Source organism: Bradyrhizobium sp. CCBAU 11434 (assembly GCF_028128895.1).
Lineage (GTDB): Bacteria > Pseudomonadota > Alphaproteobacteria > Rhizobiales > Xanthobacteraceae > Bradyrhizobium > Bradyrhizobium zhengyangense.
Map to the genome: position 1 here is coordinate 23528 of NZ_LBJX01000073.1, position 19868 is coordinate 43395.

Annotated in this window: 31 protein-coding genes; 9 read left to right on the plus strand and 22 right to left on the minus strand. The window is 64.2% G+C overall.

The window, feature by feature from the left end; all coding sequences use genetic code 11:
• Window positions 1-13: 13 nt before the first annotated feature.
• The 20 genes from XI06_RS15620 to XI06_RS15715 form a co-directional block, all read right to left on the minus strand.
• Complete coding sequence (locus XI06_RS15620) at window positions 14-2290, minus strand: DNA primase family protein (RefSeq protein WP_271605798.1); 2277 nt, start codon at window positions 2288-2290, stop codon at window positions 14-16.
• Window positions 2287-2691: a hypothetical protein gene (locus XI06_RS15625; RefSeq protein WP_271605799.1), complete on the minus strand. Its 405-nt coding sequence runs from the start codon at window positions 2689-2691 to the stop codon at window positions 2287-2289. Before XI06_RS15625 ends, XI06_RS15620 begins: the two co-directional genes overlap by 4 nt.
• Window positions 2688-3863: a DUF7146 domain-containing protein gene (locus XI06_RS15630; protein ID WP_271605800.1), complete on the minus strand. Its 1176-nt coding sequence runs from the start codon at window positions 3861-3863 to the stop codon at window positions 2688-2690. The genes XI06_RS15625 and XI06_RS15630 overlap by 4 nt, the downstream gene beginning before the upstream one ends.
• Window positions 3860-4168, minus strand: coding sequence for a hypothetical protein (locus XI06_RS15635; RefSeq protein WP_271605801.1), 309 nt, complete (start codon window positions 4166-4168; stop codon window positions 3860-3862). The genes XI06_RS15630 and XI06_RS15635 overlap by 4 nt, the downstream gene beginning before the upstream one ends.
• 3 nt (window positions 4169-4171) lie before the next feature.
• The gene (locus XI06_RS15640; RefSeq protein WP_271605802.1) at window positions 4172-4546 is read right to left on the minus strand and encodes a hypothetical protein; all 375 of its coding nucleotides are present in this window, start codon (window positions 4544-4546) and stop codon (window positions 4172-4174) included.
• Complete coding sequence (locus XI06_RS15645; RefSeq protein WP_271605803.1) at window positions 4546-4815, minus strand: hypothetical protein; 270 nt, start codon at window positions 4813-4815, stop codon at window positions 4546-4548. Before XI06_RS15645 ends, XI06_RS15640 begins: the two co-directional genes overlap by 1 nt.
• Before the next feature lie 4 nt (window positions 4816-4819).
• On the minus strand, window positions 4820-6625 hold the full coding sequence (locus tag XI06_RS15650) for a ParB/RepB/Spo0J family partition protein (protein WP_271605804.1): 1806 nt from the start codon (window positions 6623-6625) through the stop codon (window positions 4820-4822).
• Window positions 6626-6627: 2 nt separating this feature from the next.
• Window positions 6628-7005 carry a hypothetical protein gene (locus XI06_RS15655; RefSeq protein WP_271605805.1) on the minus strand — a complete coding sequence of 126 codons (378 nt, stop codon included), beginning with the start codon at window positions 7003-7005 and terminating at the stop codon, window positions 6628-6630.
• A complete protein-coding gene (locus tag XI06_RS15660; protein ID WP_271605806.1) occupies window positions 7002-7526 on the minus strand; it encodes a hypothetical protein in 525 nt (174 codons plus the stop codon). Before XI06_RS15660 ends, XI06_RS15655 begins: the two co-directional genes overlap by 4 nt.
• Window positions 7523-8602 (minus strand): hypothetical protein, encoded by a 1080-nt coding sequence (locus tag XI06_RS15665; protein ID WP_271605807.1) that lies wholly within the window; start codon window positions 8600-8602, stop codon window positions 7523-7525. Before XI06_RS15665 ends, XI06_RS15660 begins: the two co-directional genes overlap by 4 nt.
• Complete coding sequence (locus tag XI06_RS15670; RefSeq protein ID WP_271605808.1) at window positions 8599-8985, minus strand: helix-turn-helix domain-containing protein; 387 nt, start codon at window positions 8983-8985, stop codon at window positions 8599-8601. The genes XI06_RS15665 and XI06_RS15670 overlap by 4 nt, the downstream gene beginning before the upstream one ends.
• Entirely contained in the window at window positions 8982-9710 is a 729-nt protein-coding gene (locus tag XI06_RS15675) for a hypothetical protein (protein WP_271605809.1), read from the minus strand. Before XI06_RS15675 ends, XI06_RS15670 begins: the two co-directional genes overlap by 4 nt.
• Window positions 9711-9805: 95 nt before the next feature.
• Entirely contained in the window at window positions 9806-9988 is a 183-nt protein-coding gene (locus XI06_RS15680; RefSeq protein WP_271605810.1) for a hypothetical protein, read from the minus strand.
• Complete coding sequence (locus XI06_RS15685) at window positions 9985-10176, minus strand: hypothetical protein (protein WP_271605811.1); 192 nt, start codon at window positions 10174-10176, stop codon at window positions 9985-9987. Before XI06_RS15685 ends, XI06_RS15680 begins: the two co-directional genes overlap by 4 nt.
• Entirely contained in the window at window positions 10173-10601 is a 429-nt protein-coding gene (locus XI06_RS15690; protein ID WP_271605812.1) for a hypothetical protein, read from the minus strand. Before XI06_RS15690 ends, XI06_RS15685 begins: the two co-directional genes overlap by 4 nt.
• Window positions 10598-10936, minus strand: coding sequence for a hypothetical protein (locus XI06_RS15695; protein ID WP_271605813.1), 339 nt, complete (start codon window positions 10934-10936; stop codon window positions 10598-10600). The genes XI06_RS15690 and XI06_RS15695 overlap by 4 nt, the downstream gene beginning before the upstream one ends.
• Window positions 10933-11283 (minus strand): hypothetical protein, encoded by a 351-nt coding sequence (locus XI06_RS15700; protein WP_271605814.1) that lies wholly within the window; start codon window positions 11281-11283, stop codon window positions 10933-10935. The genes XI06_RS15695 and XI06_RS15700 overlap by 4 nt, the downstream gene beginning before the upstream one ends.
• Entirely contained in the window at window positions 11276-11596 is a 321-nt protein-coding gene (locus tag XI06_RS15705; RefSeq protein ID WP_271605815.1) for a hypothetical protein, read from the minus strand. Before XI06_RS15705 ends, XI06_RS15700 begins: the two co-directional genes overlap by 8 nt.
• Window positions 11597-11678: 82 nt before the next feature.
• Window positions 11679-11900, minus strand: coding sequence for a hypothetical protein (locus XI06_RS15710; RefSeq protein ID WP_271605816.1), 222 nt, complete (start codon window positions 11898-11900; stop codon window positions 11679-11681).
• Window positions 11897-12181, minus strand: coding sequence for a hypothetical protein (locus tag XI06_RS15715; protein WP_271605817.1), 285 nt, complete (start codon window positions 12179-12181; stop codon window positions 11897-11899). Before XI06_RS15715 ends, XI06_RS15710 begins: the two co-directional genes overlap by 4 nt.
• A 73-nt stretch (window positions 12182-12254) precedes the next feature.
• Between XI06_RS15715 and XI06_RS15720 the strand changes: the two genes are divergently transcribed.
• The 8 genes from XI06_RS15720 to XI06_RS15755 all read left to right on the plus strand — a co-directional run bounded on the left by XI06_RS15720 (window position 12255) and on the right by XI06_RS15755 (window position 16042).
• Window positions 12255-12926 (plus strand): XRE family transcriptional regulator, encoded by a 672-nt coding sequence (locus tag XI06_RS15720; protein WP_271605818.1) that lies wholly within the window; start codon window positions 12255-12257, stop codon window positions 12924-12926.
• Window positions 12926-13144 (plus strand): hypothetical protein, encoded by a 219-nt coding sequence (locus XI06_RS15725; protein ID WP_271605819.1) that lies wholly within the window; start codon window positions 12926-12928, stop codon window positions 13142-13144. Before XI06_RS15720 ends, XI06_RS15725 begins: the two co-directional genes overlap by 1 nt.
• A gap of 64 nt (window positions 13145-13208) precedes the next feature.
• A complete protein-coding gene (locus XI06_RS15730) occupies window positions 13209-13712 on the plus strand; it encodes a phospholipase (protein WP_271605820.1) in 504 nt (167 codons plus the stop codon).
• On the plus strand, window positions 13709-13975 hold the full coding sequence (locus XI06_RS15735) for a hypothetical protein (protein WP_271605821.1): 267 nt from the start codon (window positions 13709-13711) through the stop codon (window positions 13973-13975). Before XI06_RS15730 ends, XI06_RS15735 begins: the two co-directional genes overlap by 4 nt.
• Window positions 13972-14187 (plus strand): hypothetical protein, encoded by a 216-nt coding sequence (locus XI06_RS15740; protein ID WP_271605822.1) that lies wholly within the window; start codon window positions 13972-13974, stop codon window positions 14185-14187. The genes XI06_RS15735 and XI06_RS15740 overlap by 4 nt, the downstream gene beginning before the upstream one ends.
• The gene (locus XI06_RS15745; protein WP_271605823.1) at window positions 14174-14473 is read left to right on the plus strand and encodes a hypothetical protein; all 300 of its coding nucleotides are present in this window, start codon (window positions 14174-14176) and stop codon (window positions 14471-14473) included. Before XI06_RS15740 ends, XI06_RS15745 begins: the two co-directional genes overlap by 14 nt.
• Window positions 14470-14673 carry a hypothetical protein gene (locus XI06_RS15750; RefSeq protein WP_271605824.1) on the plus strand — a complete coding sequence of 68 codons (204 nt, stop codon included), beginning with the start codon at window positions 14470-14472 and terminating at the stop codon, window positions 14671-14673. The genes XI06_RS15745 and XI06_RS15750 overlap by 4 nt, the downstream gene beginning before the upstream one ends.
• 184 nt (window positions 14674-14857) lie before the next feature.
• Complete coding sequence (locus XI06_RS15755) at window positions 14858-16042, plus strand: tyrosine-type recombinase/integrase (protein WP_271605825.1); 1185 nt, start codon at window positions 14858-14860, stop codon at window positions 16040-16042.
• Here XI06_RS15755 and XI06_RS15760 read toward each other — a convergent pair.
• Window positions 15978-17783, minus strand: coding sequence for a recombinase family protein (locus XI06_RS15760; protein WP_271605826.1), 1806 nt, complete (start codon window positions 17781-17783; stop codon window positions 15978-15980). The genes XI06_RS15755 and XI06_RS15760 overlap by 65 nt on opposite strands.
• Window positions 17764-17955 (minus strand): hypothetical protein, encoded by a 192-nt coding sequence (locus XI06_RS15765; protein WP_237861330.1) that lies wholly within the window; start codon window positions 17953-17955, stop codon window positions 17764-17766. The genes XI06_RS15760 and XI06_RS15765 overlap by 20 nt, the downstream gene beginning before the upstream one ends.
• Before the next feature lie 53 nt (window positions 17956-18008).
• On the opposite strand from XI06_RS15765, the gene XI06_RS15770 reads away from it, so the two are divergent.
• Window positions 18009-18305 (plus strand): helix-turn-helix domain-containing protein, encoded by a 297-nt coding sequence (locus XI06_RS15770; RefSeq protein ID WP_237861328.1) that lies wholly within the window; start codon window positions 18009-18011, stop codon window positions 18303-18305.
• Window positions 18306-19868: the final 1563 nt, after the last annotated feature.

The window sequence follows — 19868 nt, forward strand, 5'->3', positions numbered from 1 at the left end:
TGCAACACTCACCTCAAAACTCCTGCTCTCCGGGGTCATCGCGATGCGGCGGCACCTGGTCGTGCGCCGGCGGTCCGCTGCTGCTTTCCGGCACGTCGTGCAGCATCACGTCGACATAGACGTGCACGCGCTTGCTGTCGTCGCGCCGGATCTTCTTCTTCATGGTGCGGCCGAAGCGGGTCTCGTGCATGTGCGCCTTGCCGTTGACCTCGCACCAGGCCTTGTAGGCGTGGAACATCGCGCGCGCCGGCACCCCTAGCCCGCCGGGATCGGCGCGCACATGCGCCTCGGCGAATTGCCCGACCGGATCCATCTCGGCGAAATGCTCGGCCGTGGTCTGAAGCACATCCTCGGAGATGATCAGCCCGCTGTTGAGGAAATCCTCGGCGCCCTGGATCAGCCAGTTGAGAATGCCGGATCCTTCCGCGGCGATCTCCGCCACCACATCTTCGAAGTCGCGGTGCTTCTCGGTCGGCAGCGTCACGCTCCAGGGCACGATGATCAGGCGCCGCTGCATGCCGCCGTCCGAGCCGTCGAACTTCGGCTCGCCATTGCCGCTCATATGCGGCTTGGCGGTCGGCTTGAACTCGAAATAACCCTTGTACATGGTGCGCACCGGCCATCGCTCGCCGCCGGTCAGCTTCTTGATGGTCTCCATCTTCAGCGGCGCATCCTTCGGCAGCTCGGCGATGCGCAGATATCGCTTGGCGTAGCAGCGCGCGATGTCGGGCGTCGGCGCGCTCGGATTGTTCTGCGCCTGGCCGGAGACGGTTTCCGCCGGCACGCCGACCGACAGCCCGTCGCCGAGCACGCGGCTGAGCACCTCGAGATAGACGCTCTTGCCGTTGCCGCCGGTGCCGGTGTGGTACATCACGCGCTGCACAGGCTGCGCCGTCAGGCTCATCCCCGAATATTGCTGCACGGTGCGCCGCTTCTGCGGCTCCGGCTGGAACAGATCCAGGAACGCATCGAAGTGCGGCCGCTTGGCCTTCGGATCGTATTTGTAGGGAACGACGGCGGTCAGCATGTCGGCGCGATCGTGGCCGCGCGTGGCGCGCAGGCGGTATTGCACCCGGCCATTCTCGCGGTCAACCAGGAGACGGCCGCCGCCCTCCTCCGGATCCTCCTCATCGATGACGGGCACGAAGGTCAGCGTGTGCGACAGCGTCGCCACTTTCAAGGGATCGGCGTTGAAGGCGTCGGGATGCCGGCGCAGATGCGGCGCGGCGCATTTCAACATCGCTGCGATCCGCCCCGCGTTCTTGGTGGAGACACCCCATTTGCGGCGGTTGGTCTTGCGCGTCGACAGCGCCGTGCGGGCCTTCTTGCCGGCGGCGATGATGTCCTCGAGCTGCTCGATGCGTGCAAACGCTTCCGGCGCATCGGGCGGCCCGAGCTGCTTCAGCTCCTTGGCCGCCGCATCGGCCGCGGCCACGGCGCGCGCTTCCGATGGCGTGAGCTCGAGATAATCGGCCTCGAGCTTGATCATGTCGCCGACGCGCTGGCCGATCAGATGCGCCAGCGCCTCGCCGCCGGCGAGATCCCAATGCGTGCCGGTCCAGGCCAGCATTTGCCCGGCGGCGACATCGTCTTCCTGCCGCACCAGGAGGTCGCGCCCGAAATAGGCGATCAGCCGCTTGCCGTTATCGACATCGGACTGATCCAGCGCCGCACACTCCCGGAACGTCTCCGCGCTGATCTCGTCCGCCGGCGGCAGATCCTCGCCGTCATCATCCTCGTTTGCGAGGGTTTTGCTTTCTTCGCTCTCGCCCCCAAGGGGGGACCGGGGGGACGAAGAGGACGAAAAGGAAGATGCGAGGGTTGTGCCTGGCGGCGCCTCGTCGCCGGAGAAGGAAGACAGGCGGTCAGCTGCGCTATTCCGGGCTTCGCCCGGGCGCAGCTGGCTTTGAAAAGAATCCCCCGCGGCCGCGGCAGCGAGTGCGATGAGATCTCGCGGCGCCCTCTTGCCGACCTTCAGCCCGGCCGCGATCGCCGCCTTGACGGGCCTGGCGCCGAGATCGCGGATCAGGCCGGCGCCGGCGGCCGCCTCCTCGAGCGAAGCCTTGGCGAAGGCCTCGACGATCGCGCCGGCGCCGACCAGCTGGCCGAGCTGCTCGGCGATCGCGCGCAGGGTCGGCTCGCGCGCCTCGCTCTCGGCCGCGCGCAGCTGTGCCAGCGCGCTGGTGAGTTCGGCCAGGCCGGCGCGGCGCAGATCTTCGGCCGACAATGGTTCTGGCTCGGCGAATTCAGGCGCAGCGTCGATCAGTTCGAGGACGGCTTCTGTGGTCATGCTTGCAGCACCAAGGGATGATGCTGGCGCTTGACCACCCATGGGTATTGCTCGCAGGCATAGGCAAACGCCAGTTTCGCGTTCTCGCGCGCCGTCTCAGGCGTCAGCACCTCCGGACCGAATCCGCCGACGTAAAAGCCGGAGTTGGAGGCGCCACGGCAATCGACGCTATTGTCCCACCAAAAGAACGCATACCAGAGATCGTCGCGGCCGCCGCAGGTCCAGAACACCCTGCCGTCATAGACGTCGCGATGCTTGCCGTTCTTGAGAAGCCCGCCATCCATCAACGCCAACGTCCACCAATCGCACTCCCGCGGAGGATCCCAGATGACGCGGGTGCCTTCGTGAAGGTAGTGACCGCACTCATTGCGGCAGCCGAAGTAAAGCGCACGCTTGGTCACGCAACCTCCCGCGCCTGAAGCACGTTGTTGAAATCCATCTCCGCCGGCGCCATCGCAATCCGGATGACCCGGCCCGGCCGGCTGTACCGCCTGGCCGCGCGCAGCATGGCGAACCTGGTCAGCACCGGCTCGCTGTCGCCATCACCGAGCAGGATCAGCTCGGTGACGCTGTCCGGAATCGACAGGCCCGGATCATCGGGATCCGGCATGTCGTTCGGCACGCTCATGGTGCGGCCGTTGGGGTGCGTCAGGGTCGGATGCGGCACCGACTTGATCGCGCGGCCGGCCATGTTGCCGAGGTCGCCGGCGGCCCAAAAGGCGGTGTCCTCGATCGAGCGGCCCGCTTCCGCCCATGCGGTATAGACCGCCAGCACCGTCTCGATCCCCTCGCCGACGATCAATCGCGCCGGCGCATCGCGCATTACGATCGCGATATGGGCGCCGGCCTTGGAGCCGCGCATCTTCTTGGCGTTGAGCAGCTCGCCCGTCTCAGGATCATTGAGCTCGATCTTCCTCGGCGAATCCTCGGAGGAGAGATAGGTGGTATGCAGCCCGCCGAACTTGCCGTCCGGCCGGATGAAGGCGGCCAGCATCGCCGGACCTTTGTGCAGCACAACGGGCGATTTGCGGCCGTGTCCGTCGACCTCCTCGCCGTGGAAATAGGGCGCATGCGGATTGAAGCGCAGCCCCGAGCAGGCGATCGGCAGCTGCAGGCCGCGCGCGGCGAGATAAACTTCGGCCACGCTGCCGTGAATCGGCTCCGCCTTCGACCATGCCTGCCACAGCCGCTTGCGCTCGGCCTCGCGATACTTCTCGCTCGCCGCATCGCGCGCCATGCGTTTCTTCTCGCGCGCCTCGAATAGGCGCCTGGCCTGCGCGGCATCGATCTCGCGCCGGCCGCCTAACCGCTCGATCGCGCCCCTGAAGTCGCAACCCTCGACCTTTTCGACCAGGCGGATGACGTCGCCGCCGTCAGGACACACCGCGCAGGCCCAGCTCGCATCCTTCTCGAACACCTCGAAGCGACTGGACGTGACTCGGCCGCCGCAGATCGGGCACGGCCCGACCAGCCGCCCCGCCATGCGCCGCAGTTTTGTGTAGCCGGCCGCGATCTCGGCGATCGGGTTGCGCGCCTTGATGTCGTCGAGCTCGGCGGTGGTGAGGCGGCTCATTCGTCGGCCTCGATTTCGATCGCGCCGGCGCCGGCCTCGATCGCAGCGGCCGCCTTCTCTGCACTGAACTTCGCGGCAAACTTCTTGCGGTAGTCGAGCTGCTCCAGGATGACCGGATCGCTCTGGATCATGTCGAGCAGCCGCACGATGCCGGCAAAGGCATCGCGGCGCTCGACGATGCTGGCGTCTGGCTCCTTCAGCAGGCCTTCCGCGACCAGCGCGTCCTGGCCGATCTCGATCCGCTCGACCTCGAGCTGGGCGTGATACTGCATCTTGAACAGCGTGGCGGGGCCTGGCGGCTTCATCGATCACCCATTTGGGCGCGAGAGCGCGAGTGCCGCGCGGATTTCGCTGACGGCACCTGACCATTTATCGGAAACGCCGGGTTCAAACTGATCGCCGCGTCGGACCGCGTAGCCGAAACCGTCGTCGTCAATGGAGATGGCGACGTCCGGACGGCCCCATTCAATCAGCAACTCGTCGTCGAGAAGCGACACGCGCGGTGACTGCGGTTCACCGCGTAACTGGCCCCGAAGGATTTCAGCGAACTTCGCGCGAAGCGCTGGACGGGATGTCGTGGCGCGGTCAAGGGTGGCAAGCATTAAGCTGCTGAGGATAGGTTCCAAGCCTCGCGCCTGCACGGTTTCGGCAGATGAGTGAGCGACTAACCTATCTTCCGCCATCACGCCCCTCCCGCCGGCACCAGCCCGGCCGCGTTGAGCCAATCGTTGATCTTGATCAGCGCCAGGCGCCGCGCCTCGACGACGTCGCGCGCCGGGCGCCAGGTCGTCGACGCCGAGGCCTCAGGCAGCATCAGGCGAAAGCAGGCCTGGTGGCGCGCGCCATCGTTGCGCATGATCTCGCCGACCTGGACGCGCCCGAGCAGGATCACCTCGCGCCCGATCGTCTCGGGCCGAAACTCCACCACGCCGTCATGCGCCTCGCCCGCCATGGCGCTACTTCTTCTTCGCCGGCTTTTTGGCGGGCTTCTTAGCCACCCTCTTCGCGACCTTGGCCACCGCGGTCTTCGCCGGTGCCTTGGCCTTACCAGCCGCCTTCTTCGCCGCCGGCGCGACGTAGTGCACCGTGCGCAGCTCCTTCGGCAGCCAGCCGGCCTTGGCGACGTTTGTCATGGCGAACTTGACCAGGTCGGCCTTGCTGCCGGCGCCGGCCTTGCGCGCCTCGTCGGCATTGATGGTCTCCGCGATCGCCTTGGTGACGAGCTTCTTCGGCGCGTTCTTGAAGTAATCCTCGGCATCGAAGCGCTTGGCGATCGCTCCATTGACAAGGATCGCCGGCAGAGCCTCACGGATCGCAGGCAGCTTGTCCTTGGTGCCGTGGCTATAGATATGAACCGACATCCCGTTGACATTGATCTGGCTCGACACAAGCCGCGCCAGGATGTGTGACAGCGGCGACTTGAGCAGTTCGGTGTCGATCGCGGCCAGCAGCGCATCCTTGGTCGCGTCGATCAGCACCGCCTCGAGGCGATCGCGCAGGGCATTTGAGATATCGGTCGGCTCCGGCGCCGGCTTCCGGCTCGCGGCCGTGCCGACACCCTCTCCATGATCGGCCGCGGCGTCGGCGTCGGCTCGCTTGACCGCGCGCGCGGCCGCTGCCTTCTCTGCGGCCTTGACCCAGCCGTAGGAAATCTCCAGCAACCCGTCATCGTCGATCGAGACGAAGCACCCGGCCTTTTCCCGCAGCGCTGGAGTGAACGGCCGCTGCTGAATATCCTGCTCGATCTGGCGCTTGCGCAGGTACGCCGCGCGCTGCCTGCCAGTCATCGCCCCGTAAGGGATGGGATCATCGTAAAGCGGATCTTCAGGCAGGATCGCCTCGAGCTGATCGAGCTCAACCCTCTCCTGGGCGGTCGGTTCGGCGTCCGCGATATTGAGCGGTGAATGATTCTGCCGGAAATTCTTCACCGCATCCTGCGGCAGCGCCCAGCTCCAGCCGGCCGCCATGAGTGCCTTGCATTCCTCCTGCAGCTTTTCGTCAGCGAGACGTTTGGCCAGCTTGGCGTTGGACACCTTGTGGTCGACGCCGAACAGATCCAGCGTGACCTTGCCGCCGGCCTTGACATACTGCTCGACGCCGACGAATTCGACAAGCTTGCCGGCGTCATCGATCTTCAGTTCGTTCTTGATGCGCCAGGCCGACAGATCCTCGTAATCGCCCTCGGGTTCCAGCTTCTTGAGCAAGGCGTCCTGGGCCTTATGGTCACCGACCATCGGCAGGGCATGCGCCACCTCGGCATCGATCTTGCCTTGCCGCCAGAGATCGCGCACATGCGGCGAAAGGCTGCCGCCGAGCGCGAGCGCTTGCTGCACCTCGCGGGTGGTCATGCCGTACTGCCGGGCGATTTCCTCCTCGCTCTTGCCGTGCTCGGTCTTGAGTCGGGCATAGGCCTCGAATTCGTCGACCGGATGGAATTTCTTCGCCGTCACCGAGACGGCCAGCGAGTCCTCGAAAGCCCGCTCGGCCGTGGTCAACTTGCAATCGACCAGCTCAGAGGACTCCTCGCCATAGATCATCCGCAGCGCAGCCAGCGAACGGTTGCCGTTGGCGACGAAATAGATGTCGGGCACGCCGTCGTCATAGACCAGGAGATCATCGATCTTGCCGCGGGCGTGAATGTGCGCAGCGAGCTCCGCTATGCCGTCCTCGCGGCCGGTGACGCGCGCATTGCCAGGATGGTTCGGCGCTTCGTGACCTGGACGGAGGTTCTTGATGGGCACCTTCAGGTAAATCGATCGCACTGTCAGTCTCCCTTGGGTTGATTGCCGTTGGCGACGGCATCGCTGCGCGAAGCCTGCTCGGACTGTTCAATGAGGTAACTGGCCGCCACACCGAGCGGTGACGCCGGCGTGCCATTGGGGTTGCGCTTCATGGCATGGCAAATGACGTCGGGCGGGCAGCCGTGCTGCAGCAGCAGCGACATCAGGATCGCGCCGTCGGAGGCCAGCACGTCGAGCGACGAGTTCACCTTCTGCGCGTTGAGGAACACCTCGACGATCGGGCCAAGCGTCTGTCCTGGCTGCAGCTCGCGGCCGAGGCCGATCTTGTAGCGCTGGTTGCCGTGCTCGATGGCGATGGTTTCATGGGCGCGGCGATCGGCAGGGCGCTGGCGATGGGTCATGCCGCCCGCTCCTGCCGGATCCGGCGTGCACCGCGGCGCATCCACCAGCGTCGGGGCTCGCCCGGGGCGTTGGCCCAGAGCACGCGGCCGCCACTGACCTGGAAGACGTCGCCCTTGAACGACACGCATTCGTCCCATCGGAAGCGGGTCTCGAGTTGATCCCACTCCTCGAAGCCGCCGCCGGGCGAGCAATGCGTGAGACGGCCGTGGCTTTCGTAGATCCTGCGCCATGGCCGCACGATGTAGGGCCTGTGATAGAAGATCACGGTGTTGATGTAGCAGCACCATGCCTGCGCCAAATGCGGGCCCGGCGCCTTGGTCAGGATCGGCTCCCAGATCGCGAGAAGATGGGGCCGGGGACGTGCGACCAGGCAGTCGCTGAGATCCGGCGCCGGCGGCACACCGAGCCAGCCGAGCTCGCCGCGCACGCCGCAGGGCCGCACCTCGTGCTCGCTCCAGGCATCGCGATCGCGCCAGAGCCGCGGCCGGAAGCGATGGGGCTCAATCGTAGCCGCCGTCATGCCGCCACCCTCCGCGTCACTGGGTTTGTGGTGAACCGCTCCGCATCGTCGGCCCTGGTCAGCTCTGCGACGACGACAGGCGGGATCCAGAACGGCGCCTGCGGCTTGCGGCCCTTGATCCAGACGAGCCAGATGTAGGCCGTGGCGGTGCCGCCTTCGGGATCCCAGCGGCCCTTGCACAGCGCGATGCGCTCCGAGAAGAAGGCGATGCAGGTCGGCGGCGTCATGGCGGGATCGAAGATGCGCTCATAGCGCCCCTCGCCTTCCAGCCATTGCAGCCGGACGAACATGGCGACCCCGACGCGGGCGAGCGCGAGCATGCGGGTCAGGAAGCTTTCTGCCTTGTCGTCGAACGGCGGGTTGGTGATGAACCAGTCGGCCGTCTGGCTGGTGTGCTCGTCGAGGAAGTTTGCGACGTCGCCGTAGCCGTAGTCGAAGATGTCGGAGGCGAACACCTCGGCAAAATACTCGCGCAGCACCTCGGCAATGTGCCCCTCGCCGCAGGCCGGCTCGCGCGCCCTGGCATCGGACACGGTCACCTTCAGGTGCGGCAGCACGATCTCGATCAGCGCCCGCGTGGCGCATGGCGGCGTCGGGAAATAGTCCAGGCTGTCGTCGGGCTCAATCCGGCTGGACATGATCGACCGGGCGCCATGGATGATGCCGGCATTGTCGATCGGATCGACCAGGATGGCGCGGCCGGCGAACAGTTTTTCGCGCGTCGCCTGGCACAGCGCGGCGAACTCCGCCGCCGGCATCGCGGCGGCCTGTTGCGACCGCGCCGACAGTTTGCGCGCGATGCCGATCTCCTCGAGCGTGACGCGCGCTGTGTCGCCCTTCGGCCGCCGGCCCTCCGCGATCTGGCCGGATGCGAGCAGCTGACGCAGCATGCCGCCCAGCGTGCGCTCGGCCTCCATCTGCAGCACCGTCGCCTCAATCAGCACCTCGCGGTTCTGCACACTCTTCGCATGCAGCTTGACGTGCTCGAGCTGCAGCCGGATCTCCAGGACGTCCCTGACCTCTCTGGCCTCAACCAGCGCGGCTCGGGCGCGATCGTAGGCGGCAAGCAGGGTCATGCTGGCCTCGCCTGGTCGAGGAGGCCTTGCGCAATCGACTTGCATTCGGCCGATAGGCGATAACCGCGCCCCCATACCGTCTCGATCTCGACACCGAAACGCTTCAGCTTCTTCCGGGCCTTGCAGACATAGACGTCGACGATCTTGATCTCGGGATCGAGGTTCGGTCGGTCGCCGTAGAGACCAACCATCGCCATTTCCTTGGTGACGAGATCGCGCTTCAACAGCAGCCCGAATAGCATGGCCTCGTGGCTGGTGAGGCCGAAAACGAGCGGCACCTCGATCCGAATCCCGACCATCTCCTCGAGCACGCGGATGCGCTCGCGGAGCTCGTCGTTCTCCTGCTCCAGCCTTTCGACAAGGTCGTCGCGCAGCGTACTCATGCGTCATGGCTCCGATCGATCCTGCGGAGCCAGCGGTTTGCAACTTCACGGAAGATCGGCTGCCCCTCGGTCTTGGCCTTGGCGTGCGCCCTTAGAAGTCCGTCAGTCCCCTCAATCCGCATCGCTGCCGTCAGAGCATCGAGATCAATGTTCTTCCGCTCCTCGCAAAGGATGTATTCGGAGGCGAGGATCTCGGCCCCAGTGATCGGCGCTCGCTTGGCCTTGACCAAGCACTGCAGCACCTTGCGCGCCGGAACGACGCCGCGCTTTTTGACGAGCCGGCGCACCAGGCCGAGCGCGGCCGTATCGCCTTCGGCGATCGCCGACGACGGTGAGATCACCCGAATGCGGACTCCGGCTCGTTTGCAGACATTGTCGACATCGACGGCATCTTCATCACCGGAGGCCAGGAGTGCCCGATAGATGTCGAATGGCGTAACCTTGATGCGGTCGAGATTGTGGCCGACGAAGGCCCGCGCCCGCTCGTCGACGCTCTCGGCGCCGACGATGAGGATCAAGATCTCCGGAATCTTCAGGGTCGCTGCGATGATCGCGGTGTGCTGTCCATCGATCACATGCAGCGTCGCAGGCCCGGTCTGCACCGCGATCGGCGGCTTGTAGCGGTTCCAGCGGAAAGTCTCGATGGTGCGGCGGATCAACCTGATCGATCGCTCGGAGAGATCACGCTGATAGGTGCCATCGACCATCAAGCTGGTTGGTGCCACCCATTTTGCTCGGGGCTTCGGCCCAAACTCGGTCGCAGGTTTCAGATCCGGCACGCTCATTGCCTTTATAGCGCGAAGTTTAGACGCTTGCGCCATCACCGCCCTCCTCCGGTCTTGTCCTTCGGCACCAGCGCGAGGCCGGCGCGGTCGAGCATGGCGCGCAGCGTTTCGACCGATGACGGCATGCCGAGTGCATTCGATCGCGCCGCATGCAGCGCGACTTCAAGCCGCGCCTCGACGAGCCTGACGGTGTCGGGGTGATCGGGGTCGTGTGTCATTGCGCCCTCGCCTCGCTCAGCGCCTTCTCGATCGACTCCGCCGACGCCGAGATCAACGGGCAATTTTCACAGACGCGATCGAGCGCAACGCTCTCCATCGCGCCGTAATGATCGAGCGCAACGCCAGCGAGGCACTGGCCGCAGCACTGGTCGAACTCGGCCTGGGACATCGGAGCTGGCGCGTTCATTTCAGCGCCTCCAGCACTTCCTGGACGGAGACACAGATGTCGGTCGCGAGCAGGGCCATCAGCTCGGGCTCTTCACCGTCGCGGGTAAGAATGATGCAGCGTTTGCCTTGGCCGCAGAACCAGCCGGCCTCAAGGTGGGCCGAGCGGCCGCACGGAAGCACCAGCACGCACGTGTCGGCCCATTCCATCGCGCGCTTGTCGTTCACGAATCCGCGCGCGGCGATTGGCGACGTCGTCAGAAGCCGGCGATATTCTTCCGCCGACCAAGCCTGCCATTGCGGATCTATTTCCGACCAGGCAAAGCCGGGAATACCGTTGAAGGGGTTGCGAAAGTCGTAGACCTGATGGCCGACCATACGCAGGTGCGCAACCAGATCGGGCTGATAGGAGTTGCGCCAGGACGACGCCACATAGATCCGCCTCATCGCCGGTACTCCTCCGGCGCCGATTGCGCCTTCTCGTTGCGCAGGGCCTGCCAGGCTTCCGTCCGCAGCAGAGGGAGCGCCGCGCCGACGGCCGAGAGCCAGGGCGAGGTTGCTTCGCAATCGCTGGCGTAGAAGGCCTCCAGCAGATGCACGATCGCCATCGCGGCGTTGGTGCAGCGGGCGTGCTCGGCGGGCTTGGCGTCGAACACGCGGATCTCGGCGGCGAGATCGGGAAACTTCCGGTCGGCCACGATGGTCTGGTACCGCGCCGGCCTGGTCAGCGTGTCCTCGACGACAAGGATCAGATCATTGAGCGTGCGCGAGAGGGTCCTCATGCCGAGACCTCGTGCTCGCGCGCGAAACGCCTGCGCTCATCGTCGACGAGCTCGACCAGCGAGTTCATCACCTGCAGCCAGCGCCACGCCCGGCTGTCCAGCGCGGACTGCGGGTCGGCGAGATAGGCGCGGGCCGTCCGCATCATGGCGACGTTGAGCAGCCGCACGGGATCGAGCAGGCTGCTCGATGCGGGATCGGCGATCATCAGATCCAGCTGCAGCCTGTCGGCATGGGCGGCGAGCGCGGCCGCATCGTCCTTACTCGCCCGGAAGTCCGCGGCGTGACGCATGGCGCGCACGGCCAGCATGTTGGCGATACGATGGGTGGCAAACGCGATCTCAGCCATCGCGCCCTCCCCTGACCACCGAGAAACTGCGGACGGCGGAGTACCCCGGCTGCACCAGGCCCCCGCCGTCCGCCTCACCGGCGGAGGGCGACCGCGCGGAGCTGAAAAAGAGAGGGCGCCTTAAACCAAGCGGATCGGCCGCGGCCCGCGCATCGGCGCGCGATGTCAGCGCCTCGAGCTCGGCGCGCGCGTAGCCGAACGAAGGGTGCTTGGCCGACGGCTGTCGCGACCGTCGGCCAAGCGTCATCGCGGATGCCAAACTGAGCGCGATGAAAACCAATGCGAGCGAGATCAGGAGCTTCGCCATGATCATGAGACACGTCTCCTCGTTCGCCGGATGAGGTCCGGCGCTGGTGGATGCGAAACGCGTGGTGGTTACTGAGGCGGGCGAAGGGCTAGATCGTCGGCCCCTCGCGAATGTCGGTCAGGCGCGGCGCGCCGATGTTCGAAAACCCCTTGAAATGCAGGCCGGGAACGTGTTTTCCACAGCCGTCCACAGTGGCCCTCAACGCCCGTCTAATTCGGGAAAGCGAGATATCCACAGGGCTAAATTTGCCGCGAATTGGGGCGCTTGCCGCCTCGCGGGTTCCGAAGCGGGAACATAGGGTGCGGCTCATCGGATTTCTCCAGCCAGCAGCGAGGTCTTGGCGTGCATCAGCGTGAGGCATTCATAGGTCAGCCACTCGACGTTGAGGGCCGCGCCCTCGGCCACGATCGCCGGCCAAAGGCCAACCGAGATGCTCTCGCGCCGCTTCATCTCGGAAGCCGTCGAAGGATTCTTCAGACCGAAGGTGCGGGCGAATGCCGCCGGACCGCCGAACACGGCGAACACGTCGGCGACCGTCTTGTCTGAAGCGGCGGTGCCCGAACCGATGATGCGCGAATCAGCTTGTGCCATGTCAACGGCCTACATGATTCGTGTTGATGCGGTCAACATGACTTGTGTCAACACGATTTGTGATTATGGCCCCATGGACACCATGGGCGAGCGACTGCGCGCGGCGCGAAAAAAGGCTGGATTTAGCTCGGCGATGGCTGCGGCGAAGAAGTTCGGCTGGCCGGCGTCGACCTATGCCGCGCACGAAAACGGGCAGAACGAATTTTCTGTGGATGTCGCCGAGAAGTATGCCCGCGCCTTCAAGGTCACGGCCAGCTGGCTGCTGACCGAGGAGGGTTCGCAGGCCCGGCGCAACGTCGTCATCGTCGAGGGCCTGGTCGGCGCCGGCGGCGTCATCGACACCAGCGCCGAGAATGTCGGCCCGGACGGTCTCGAGGAGATCGAGGTCCCCTTCCCGCTGCCGGACAACGCCGCCGCCTATCGCGTTTCCGGCGATTCCATGTTCCCGCGCTATGATGACGGCGACGTCATCATCGTGCTGAAGCGCGAGCAGCCGCCGTTCGAGCTGCTCAACTTCGAAAGCCTGGTGACCACGTCGGAGGGAAACCGGTTCCTGAAGCGCATCGTGCATGGCGCGCGCAAGGGCCAGTTCGACCTCGAGAGCTTCAACGCGCCGGTGATGCGCAACGTCAAGATCGCGAGCGCCACCGAGGTGCATTCGGTCGTGCGCCGCGGCAAGTGGAAGAGCCTGGATGCCGCCGGCAAGCGCCGGCTGCTGCAGCGGGCGCTGAAAGGCACCAGCTGATGGGCGCGCTGGTCGTCATCGCCGTCGGCTCGATCATGCTGGCGCTGATCATGGCGGCCGTGCGAATCATCATCGGCTGGACGATGCCGGCCACCGCTGGCCAGCGCTTCGACCGTGCCGTCCGGGCCGGCGGCGGCATCATCGTCAAGCTCTGGATCCTGGCGCTGGCCGGGCTTCTGATCGCGGCGATGGTCGGCGCTTGGTGGCATTCAACATAATTCATGTTGACATCTTTCATGTAGAGATCGACATTCCCTCCCGCTTCGCCAACGGGAGACGGACATGCCGCGCCAGGCCACCACCACCGACATTTCAGAAAGCGATTTCAAGTATCAGCTGAAGCTGCACAGCCTCGCCTGGCTGCCGAACATCCGCCGATTCCTCGATCTTGCGCACCCGAAAGCCGGCCGCCACGTCCTGCCGGTGATGGATGAAACCGGCCGGCGCATGCTGCGCGGCGCCTCGCTTCACTCCTGCCTCGCCGCCCGCAGCGCCTATGAAGCCGAGCTCGCCGAGCAGGCCGAGGCGGAGCGGCAGAAGCTTGATTTGGCGGAGCGCCTCGCCCCCAGCGCACTGCCGCCCTGTCGCGCCGACCTCGACGGGCCGGCGGCTGTCAGCCAGCTCGCCGACGATTTCATCGTGCAGACCACCCGCAACGACGGCGTCGTCTTCGGCGACCTGATCCGGATGGGCTGGACCGGTGCGCAGCTGAAAGCCCACACCGATGCCGCCCGCATCGTCGCGCAGCGGCGGCAGGACAAGCAGATGGCGGAGGTGGTGGCATGACGAGCTGGCCAAAGGACCAATTGCTGCGACACGGCCCCGAATTGCCAATGGACGAACGCGTGCGGCGCTTCCAGCACAACATCCGCACCATTCGAGCTGCGGGTTGCGAGGTGCCGACGGTTGCCATGCCGGACACGCTCGATGCGGCCGAGATCGAGGAATGGTTCAGGGAGGGCGCAGCATTCAGCCAACGTCTTCGCAACCTGATCGAACGTCTCGCCGAGCTCCCAGACGACACAATCATTACCTCGAGCCTGCCATGAAGCCAGCCAACGCCAAGGACATCGTCGCCGCCATGGCCGAGCAGCTGCGCAAGGCCGGCATTCCCGAAACCGAGCGTGAGGCCATCCGCATCCTCACGGCGCACGGCTTTCGCTATGGCGACGTGCTCGCGCTTGCCGACGATGCGCTGGTCGCGGCCCGGCAGGCCGCGGTCACCGAGGCCATGGCAGGAGGCTCCGATGCGGCAGCCTGACAGCTATCCGCTGCTGCGCACGGCGCTGGTCTATCTGCGCTGGGAAGGTTTTCTGTCGGCGCGCGAGATCGCCGGCTTGCTGGAGCGCTGGTCGGTCGACGCGGTGCGTGCCCAGCTGCAGCTGCTCGAGGCCGAAGGGCTGCTGTGGTCGATCGCGGAAGGCGGCCATCTGATGACGCACAAATTCGCTCATGTTCGATCCGACACGGGCGAGATGATCGTGAGGGCCAGGCCGCAAGGCGGCGTCCGCCGCTCCTGGCGGCCGATGCAGAGGAGCGCCGCATGAGCATCACCCCCGCGCGCGCCACCACCGCCATGGCGATGATCCTCCAGGTCGAGCTTGCCCGCGCAGGCCTCGCTCTGCCGCTCGGCCGGTGCGAAGATGTGATGGCGCGGGTGATGGACGACACCGGCGAGCTGTGCCGCCGCATCGCCGTGCAGGTGATCGAGGCGCCGCTCGGCCAGACGCCCCGGGCGGAGGTCTGATGCCCCCGCCCCCCGCCGAGCGCGTCAAGGTCGCCTATGCCGTCGCCCTGCTCGGCCTCGAGGCGCGCACGGTACGGGACATGGCCCAGCGCGGCGAAATCCCGGGGGCGGCCAAGCCCCGGGGCATCTGGACGTTTGACCTCGCACTGCTGCAGGATTACCAGCGAGCTTGCGAGGAGGCCGCATGCCAAAGAGCACGAGACCTAAAGCCCCGAAGGGCTGTTTCTGGCGTGGTGACGTCCTCTATGGCCGCGTCCAGGTCGGCGGCCAGGACCTCAAATGGTCACTACGGACAGACGATCCAAAAATTGCGGCAGCTCGCCGCCGCACGGAGCGCGACCGCCAGGTAGCGCTGTTCCGCTACGGCGACGCGCGGCGGACCTTTGCCGAGGCCATGGACGGCTGGGCCACCTTCATCGCCTCCCAGATCAGCCCCAAGACGCTGACGCGCTATGCGAGCTCGCTGGCGACGCTGCAGGGGCATCTGGAAGGCCTCTATGTCGACGAGATCGACACCAGGCTGATCGGCGACATCGTCCGCGATCGCCAGACTGTCGCGCGCGTGCCGACCAACCGGAAGCATCCGGTCACCGCCTCGATCGCCACCATCAAGCGGGATCTCACCGCGCTGTCCTCGGTGATGGATTGGTGCGTCGACGAAGGCTGGCGCAACGACAATCCGGTGATGGCCTGGCTGAAGCCGGCCGGCCGGCGCAAGTCACGCCTGAAGGAGCGCCGCGATCCCATCGTGCTGCCGGAGCTCGCGCATGTGCAGATGGTGATCGATGCGGCGCCGGGCCTGAAGGCCGCGCTGATCGTGTCCGCCATGAAGACCGGCGCGCGCTATGACGAGCTGGTCAAAGCCGATCGGCGCCACCTCGATCGCGACCGCAGGCAGCTCACGATCGTCGGCAAGCGCAGCAAGCTGCGCGTCATCGACCTGGTCGACGACGGCGAGGACTATGGCTGGGCGACGCTGTCGACGCTGCCGGCGTCGATCGAGACCAAGGCCCTGTTCTGGCACCGGCGCGAGGCGAAGACACGCTCCAGGCTCGGCCAGCGGCCGGCGGAGCGCTATTCAAACCTGAACTTCGATCGCCTGGTCAAACGCGTCGCCGCCCAGGCCCAAAAACAGGATCAGGATTTTCGCCCCTTCCGCTTCCACGATCTGCGGCACCTGCACGCCGTTCTTTGGCTGAAAAGCGGCCGCTCCATCTACATTTTGCAGCAGCGGCTAGGCCACACCTCGGTCAAGACCACCGAGATGTATCTGGCCTATCTGACGCCCGAGGAGAAGCAGCGCGTCATGCTCGGCCGAACCCAAACAGGATCAAATTCAGGATCTGAGGCTGCGGTTTCGAAGGCCTGAAAACGCAAAAAGCCCCTGCGCTGCAGGGGCTTTTGTGTTTGCAGATCGACGGGCCTGATGGGTTTTGTAAACCGAAGGTCGGGGGTTCAATCCCCTCAGCCGGCACCATTGGTTTAGCCGACACAACGGACTTACCTATGCGGGCCGATCTGCCCCCCATAGTTAAGGCCGCCTGCACGGCCTCAGGGCGCCCAACGGGCGCCCCAATCAATGCTGCCAGCCGGCCACGGGTTTCCACTGTGTAAGGCTCACCGGGCTTTCTGGGCAGCACCACGACGCTTTCAACTAGCTCCCGAAAGCTGGCCGCGATTTGAGGGTCTGCGCGATCCCCAGCACCGGCGATTTGCTCCAAATTCTGCCTAAAGCGAGCCACGGCAGTGGGATGCAGGTCTACCGAAACGATCTTCTCGTCTGCCGTTGCCAACTCCCGCTCTAACCGCGCCTTCTCAGCGCGTTGAGGCTCCAGCCGAGAAGCAATTTCCTCCATTCCGAGGAGCCCCTTCTCGACGGCGGCAATCAAGTTGTCGATTGCCTTCTGACAGCCCACAATCTGCGCCGTGATCTTTGTCCTATCGCGGCGCGCGCTCGCGGATAGCGCCCTCCTCTCGGCGAGATAGGCTTCGACAAACTTGCCCATTTGCTTGGGGTTGTCGATCTGCGCTTTCAGCCGGGTAAGAACAAGCCCCTCGATTTTCTCGACATAGTACCGCGTGCCGTTGTCGCAGGAACCGCTTTCCCGATGGCGCGTGCATTGGACGCGCGGGCCGGAGCGGTCATGGCCCATCAACGACATGCCGGAACCGCAGGCACCGCAGCAGAGCAAACCAGACAGAAGGCGGGTAGACTTAGGCCGCCTGCGAGAGGCAGGCGTTCCAGCCTCAAGGCGTCGTGCTCGGACCGCGTCGAACAGTTCGTCGTCAAGGATGCGCAACGCATGCACCTCCTGAACAACCCACTCGCTTTCAGGATTGGTTCGGGTCACGCGTCGCGCGGTTTTTGGGTCTTTAATCGACCGCCTCTTGTTCCAAACCACACGACCCACGTACCGCTCGTTTAGAAGTAAGCCCTGCCCGCGCGCGGTGTTGCCGTTGATCGTGGAAGCGTTCCACTTACCGCCACGAGGCGCGGGAATGTTGTCCGCATTCAGCCCTGCAGCTATGGCGCGCGGCGACGAACCGGCAGCGTATTCTTCGAAGATGCGCTGCACGATTGCGGAGGTCTCCGGATTGATATCGAGAACGCCGGCTTCGCCCTTTCGTGGTGTGTAGCCGTATAGATCGCCGCCCGCACTACGCCCCTGACGAACTACGCCACCGAGTCCGCGCCTAACCTTCTGAGCAAGCCCCTTCAAGAACAAGGCGCTCATGGTGCCTTTGACACCAATGTGCATTTCATTGATCAGACCGTCAGCCATCGTATGAATCTCCACTTCCGCGAAATTCATATCTTCGAATAGCTGTGCAATATCCGACTGGCTACGCGACAGTCTGTCTAGGTCTTCCGATAGGATAATATCGAACGATCCTGCGTGCGCTTCACTGACCATCTTTGCGAACTGGGGCCGACCAAAAATCGAAGCACCCGACGCGGCGCGATCATAGAAGTTTCCTACGACCTTCCAGCCCTGCTTCGCTGCAAACTTTTCGCAGACAGCAATTTGGTCTTCGATAGACCTATCGTTTTGCAAGTCAGACGAATAACGCGAGTAGATCGCGGCCCGCTTAGTGGATCGTGTTGTCATCGGCTGCGCTCATTGCCTGAAGGTGGTCGATACGGGCTTGGTTGCGGGCGAGCGCAATTACGAACTGATCCAACGCGGTTTCCAGGTGAGCATCTAAGACGGCGCTCCCGGCAAACAAAAAGGCCGGAGAAACATTGTTATTGGCCGGTGTCGGCAATTGATTTGGCTGCATATTTTCTCCAATAATCGTCCGATTCATTATCCGACGATTGGTCGGATTTCAATGTGTCCGCAGAAATAATGGTTGAGCGAGATTTCTCCCTGTTGGCAGCGCAGATTAGGGCCGCGCGCGGGTTGCTTGGTTGGTCGCAGGATTACCTATCCAAAGGCTGCAAGATACATCGCAGCACGCTAGCCGATCTTGAAACTGGCAAGCGCGAGCCGCATGAAGCGACGCTGTTGGTTCTAATGAGCGAGCTAGCCGCAGCGGGTGTCGTCTTCACAGAGACAGGCGTTGAGTTTCGGAAGTGGCCGCCGAAGGCTTATGTGCCAGCCGGTATCAAGAACCCGAAGAAGAAGTGATCGCCTGCAGGACGGCCTGTCCCGAGACACCACGCCAAACCGAAAACGGAAAAACCCTAGCTCCGGCCAGAGCTAGGGCTTCATTTCCAGAAGGTGCGTTCAGCAGGATGGGGCCAGCAGAACGCGCCTGCACTCTCTCACGTTCCACGTTCAAGCTAACTCATCGTTACTATGCGCAGAGCGCAAAGCCCGGACCCCGCAGATGCTGCCAATTTTCGATAATCGGCAGTATTCGACCGGAGGTGCGCTCGGAATTCCAAAACCTTAAGGTGCCCGCTTTTTAAGGGCATTTGAATGAGGCGGGCCGATCCTCCTATTCTCATTTGCAGGCAAATGCAGGCGGCCCATGGAGTACCTTGCGACACTCCCAAAGATTGCAGGTTTGCCGGCTGTGTATGCCTACCGCTGCTTGCCCTGCCTGAGGGTCGACACGATCCCTATACCAGCGCGGTAGGATTTCTGCGTACTTGGAAGGCCGCTGCCTCGAACGCAGCGTCGATTGTCGTGAACTGCACTTCTGCTCTCGCGCGCTTCGGCGTCGATGCTCTAGTGATTAGCCACATGCTGCTAGCACAGCCAGCACATTCATAGAGCTTTAGCTCGCATCCTTCAGCCATCGGAAAAAGCGCAATCAGCGCTCTGGCTCGGCAGCAAACGATGCATCCGGCTTCGCCGTGCACGCGAGTCCCCCCAATTCCGACCCCAACCAAAAGAAGTCTGAGTCTGGAATCGAGAGCAATGCCGTACAGCTAGTAATTCAGCGGCGTGCTAAAATCGCCACACCGACGTGTGTTCCTCTGACGGAACAACGATTTAATGTGCGACGAAATCATCCTGAAACAATCTGCCGCTTCAATCCGTACGTCCGGGAGCGAGATTTCATCCTTAAACGTATTTCACCCGGGGCTGGATTTAAGACCGATCATTTTGACCAGCGGAAAGGGTCGTCCGATCAGGCGGCCCTTTCTTCTTCGTTAGCGCTTTCCCCGCACAAGCAACGTCCAAACAGGTGACGCACCGTCCCAGCGTCGCAGGCGTCCGTCGAACCGCACTCGTACCCCAGCTTCCCGCAGCCGCTCGACGACAAGATGAAGCGCGATCACGTCGCCCTCTGCCAATTCTAAGCAGCCGCGCTTGCGAGACCACACCGCACCTGGGAAACGAAAAAGATTGTGCTTTAGCCATCGGCCGCCGCGCTTGGAGAGCGTAGCAGGTCTACCTGCGCGCCTTTCCGTGGCCTCACTCCGACATCCGGCAGGCGAAGCCAATTCGCAATCCATCCCATCTGCACCCCCAGCCCTCTCGGCTTGCACGAAGCCGAATGAACTTGTCAATTTCGACGAAGGGTCAAATAGAGTTGCAGCCCTACGCGTATCGCTGCTTGCCCTGTCGGAGGGTCGACACGATTGCCATCCCTGCCGAGACAGATCGCGCGCTCCTGACTTGGCCCGGGAACCAGTTCAGCATGGGCCCGTTCACGTCAATGACGTTCACGGTCGAAATCTACGGGACTGCCTTAGACGGTTCAGAGTGGCTTATTCACCGAACGACCGTTTGGGCCAA

Coding starts and splice junctions, on each gene's coding strand:
- XI06_RS15710 (WP_271605816.1), bottom strand. CDS start 11,900: ATGAGCCGCACCCTATGTTCCCGCTTCGGAACCCGCGAGGCGGCAAGC.
- XI06_RS15730 (WP_271605820.1), top strand. CDS start 13,209: ATGCCGCGCCAGGCCACCACCACCGACATTTCAGAAAGCGATTTCAAG.
- XI06_RS15720 (WP_271605818.1), top strand. CDS start 12,255: ATGGACACCATGGGCGAGCGACTGCGCGCGGCGCGAAAAAAGGCTGGA.
- XI06_RS15685 (WP_271605811.1), bottom strand. CDS start 10,176: ATGAACGCGCCAGCTCCGATGTCCCAGGCCGAGTTCGACCAGTGCTGC.
- XI06_RS15750 (WP_271605824.1), top strand. CDS start 14,470: ATGAGCATCACCCCCGCGCGCGCCACCACCGCCATGGCGATGATCCTC.
- XI06_RS15725 (WP_271605819.1), top strand. CDS start 12,926: ATGGGCGCGCTGGTCGTCATCGCCGTCGGCTCGATCATGCTGGCGCTG.
- XI06_RS15640 (WP_271605802.1), bottom strand. CDS start 4,546: ATGGCGGAAGATAGGTTAGTCGCTCACTCATCTGCCGAAACCGTGCAG.
- XI06_RS15670 (WP_271605808.1), bottom strand. CDS start 8,985: ATGAGTACGCTGCGCGACGACCTTGTCGAAAGGCTGGAGCAGGAGAAC.
- XI06_RS15655 (WP_271605805.1), bottom strand. CDS start 7,005: ATGACCCATCGCCAGCGCCCTGCCGATCGCCGCGCCCATGAAACCATC.
- XI06_RS15740 (WP_271605822.1), top strand. CDS start 13,972: ATGAAGCCAGCCAACGCCAAGGACATCGTCGCCGCCATGGCCGAGCAG.
- XI06_RS15765 (WP_237861330.1), bottom strand. CDS start 17,955: ATGCAGCCAAATCAATTGCCGACACCGGCCAATAACAATGTTTCTCCG.
- XI06_RS15620 (WP_271605798.1), bottom strand. CDS start 2,290: ATGACCACAGAAGCCGTCCTCGAACTGATCGACGCTGCGCCTGAATTC.
- XI06_RS15745 (WP_271605823.1), top strand. CDS start 14,174: ATGCGGCAGCCTGACAGCTATCCGCTGCTGCGCACGGCGCTGGTCTAT.
- XI06_RS15735 (WP_271605821.1), top strand. CDS start 13,709: ATGACGAGCTGGCCAAAGGACCAATTGCTGCGACACGGCCCCGAATTG.
- XI06_RS15660 (WP_271605806.1), bottom strand. CDS start 7,526: ATGACGGCGGCTACGATTGAGCCCCATCGCTTCCGGCCGCGGCTCTGG.
- XI06_RS15755 (WP_271605825.1), top strand. CDS start 14,858: ATGCCAAAGAGCACGAGACCTAAAGCCCCGAAGGGCTGTTTCTGGCGT.
- XI06_RS15690 (WP_271605812.1), bottom strand. CDS start 10,601: ATGAGGCGGATCTATGTGGCGTCGTCCTGGCGCAACTCCTATCAGCCC.
- XI06_RS15695 (WP_271605813.1), bottom strand. CDS start 10,936: ATGAGGACCCTCTCGCGCACGCTCAATGATCTGATCCTTGTCGTCGAG.
- XI06_RS15665 (WP_271605807.1), bottom strand. CDS start 8,602: ATGACCCTGCTTGCCGCCTACGATCGCGCCCGAGCCGCGCTGGTTGAG.
- XI06_RS15700 (WP_271605814.1), bottom strand. CDS start 11,283: ATGGCTGAGATCGCGTTTGCCACCCATCGTATCGCCAACATGCTGGCC.
- XI06_RS15645 (WP_271605803.1), bottom strand. CDS start 4,815: ATGGCGGGCGAGGCGCATGACGGCGTGGTGGAGTTTCGGCCCGAGACG.
- XI06_RS15715 (WP_271605817.1), bottom strand. CDS start 12,181: ATGGCACAAGCTGATTCGCGCATCATCGGTTCGGGCACCGCCGCTTCA.
- XI06_RS15705 (WP_271605815.1), bottom strand. CDS start 11,596: ATGATCATGGCGAAGCTCCTGATCTCGCTCGCATTGGTTTTCATCGCG.
- XI06_RS15635 (WP_271605801.1), bottom strand. CDS start 4,168: ATGAAGCCGCCAGGCCCCGCCACGCTGTTCAAGATGCAGTATCACGCC.
- XI06_RS15760 (WP_271605826.1), bottom strand. CDS start 17,783: ATGACAACACGATCCACTAAGCGGGCCGCGATCTACTCGCGTTATTCG.
- XI06_RS15630 (WP_271605800.1), bottom strand. CDS start 3,863: ATGAGCCGCCTCACCACCGCCGAGCTCGACGACATCAAGGCGCGCAAC.
- XI06_RS15680 (WP_271605810.1), bottom strand. CDS start 9,988: ATGACACACGACCCCGATCACCCCGACACCGTCAGGCTCGTCGAGGCG.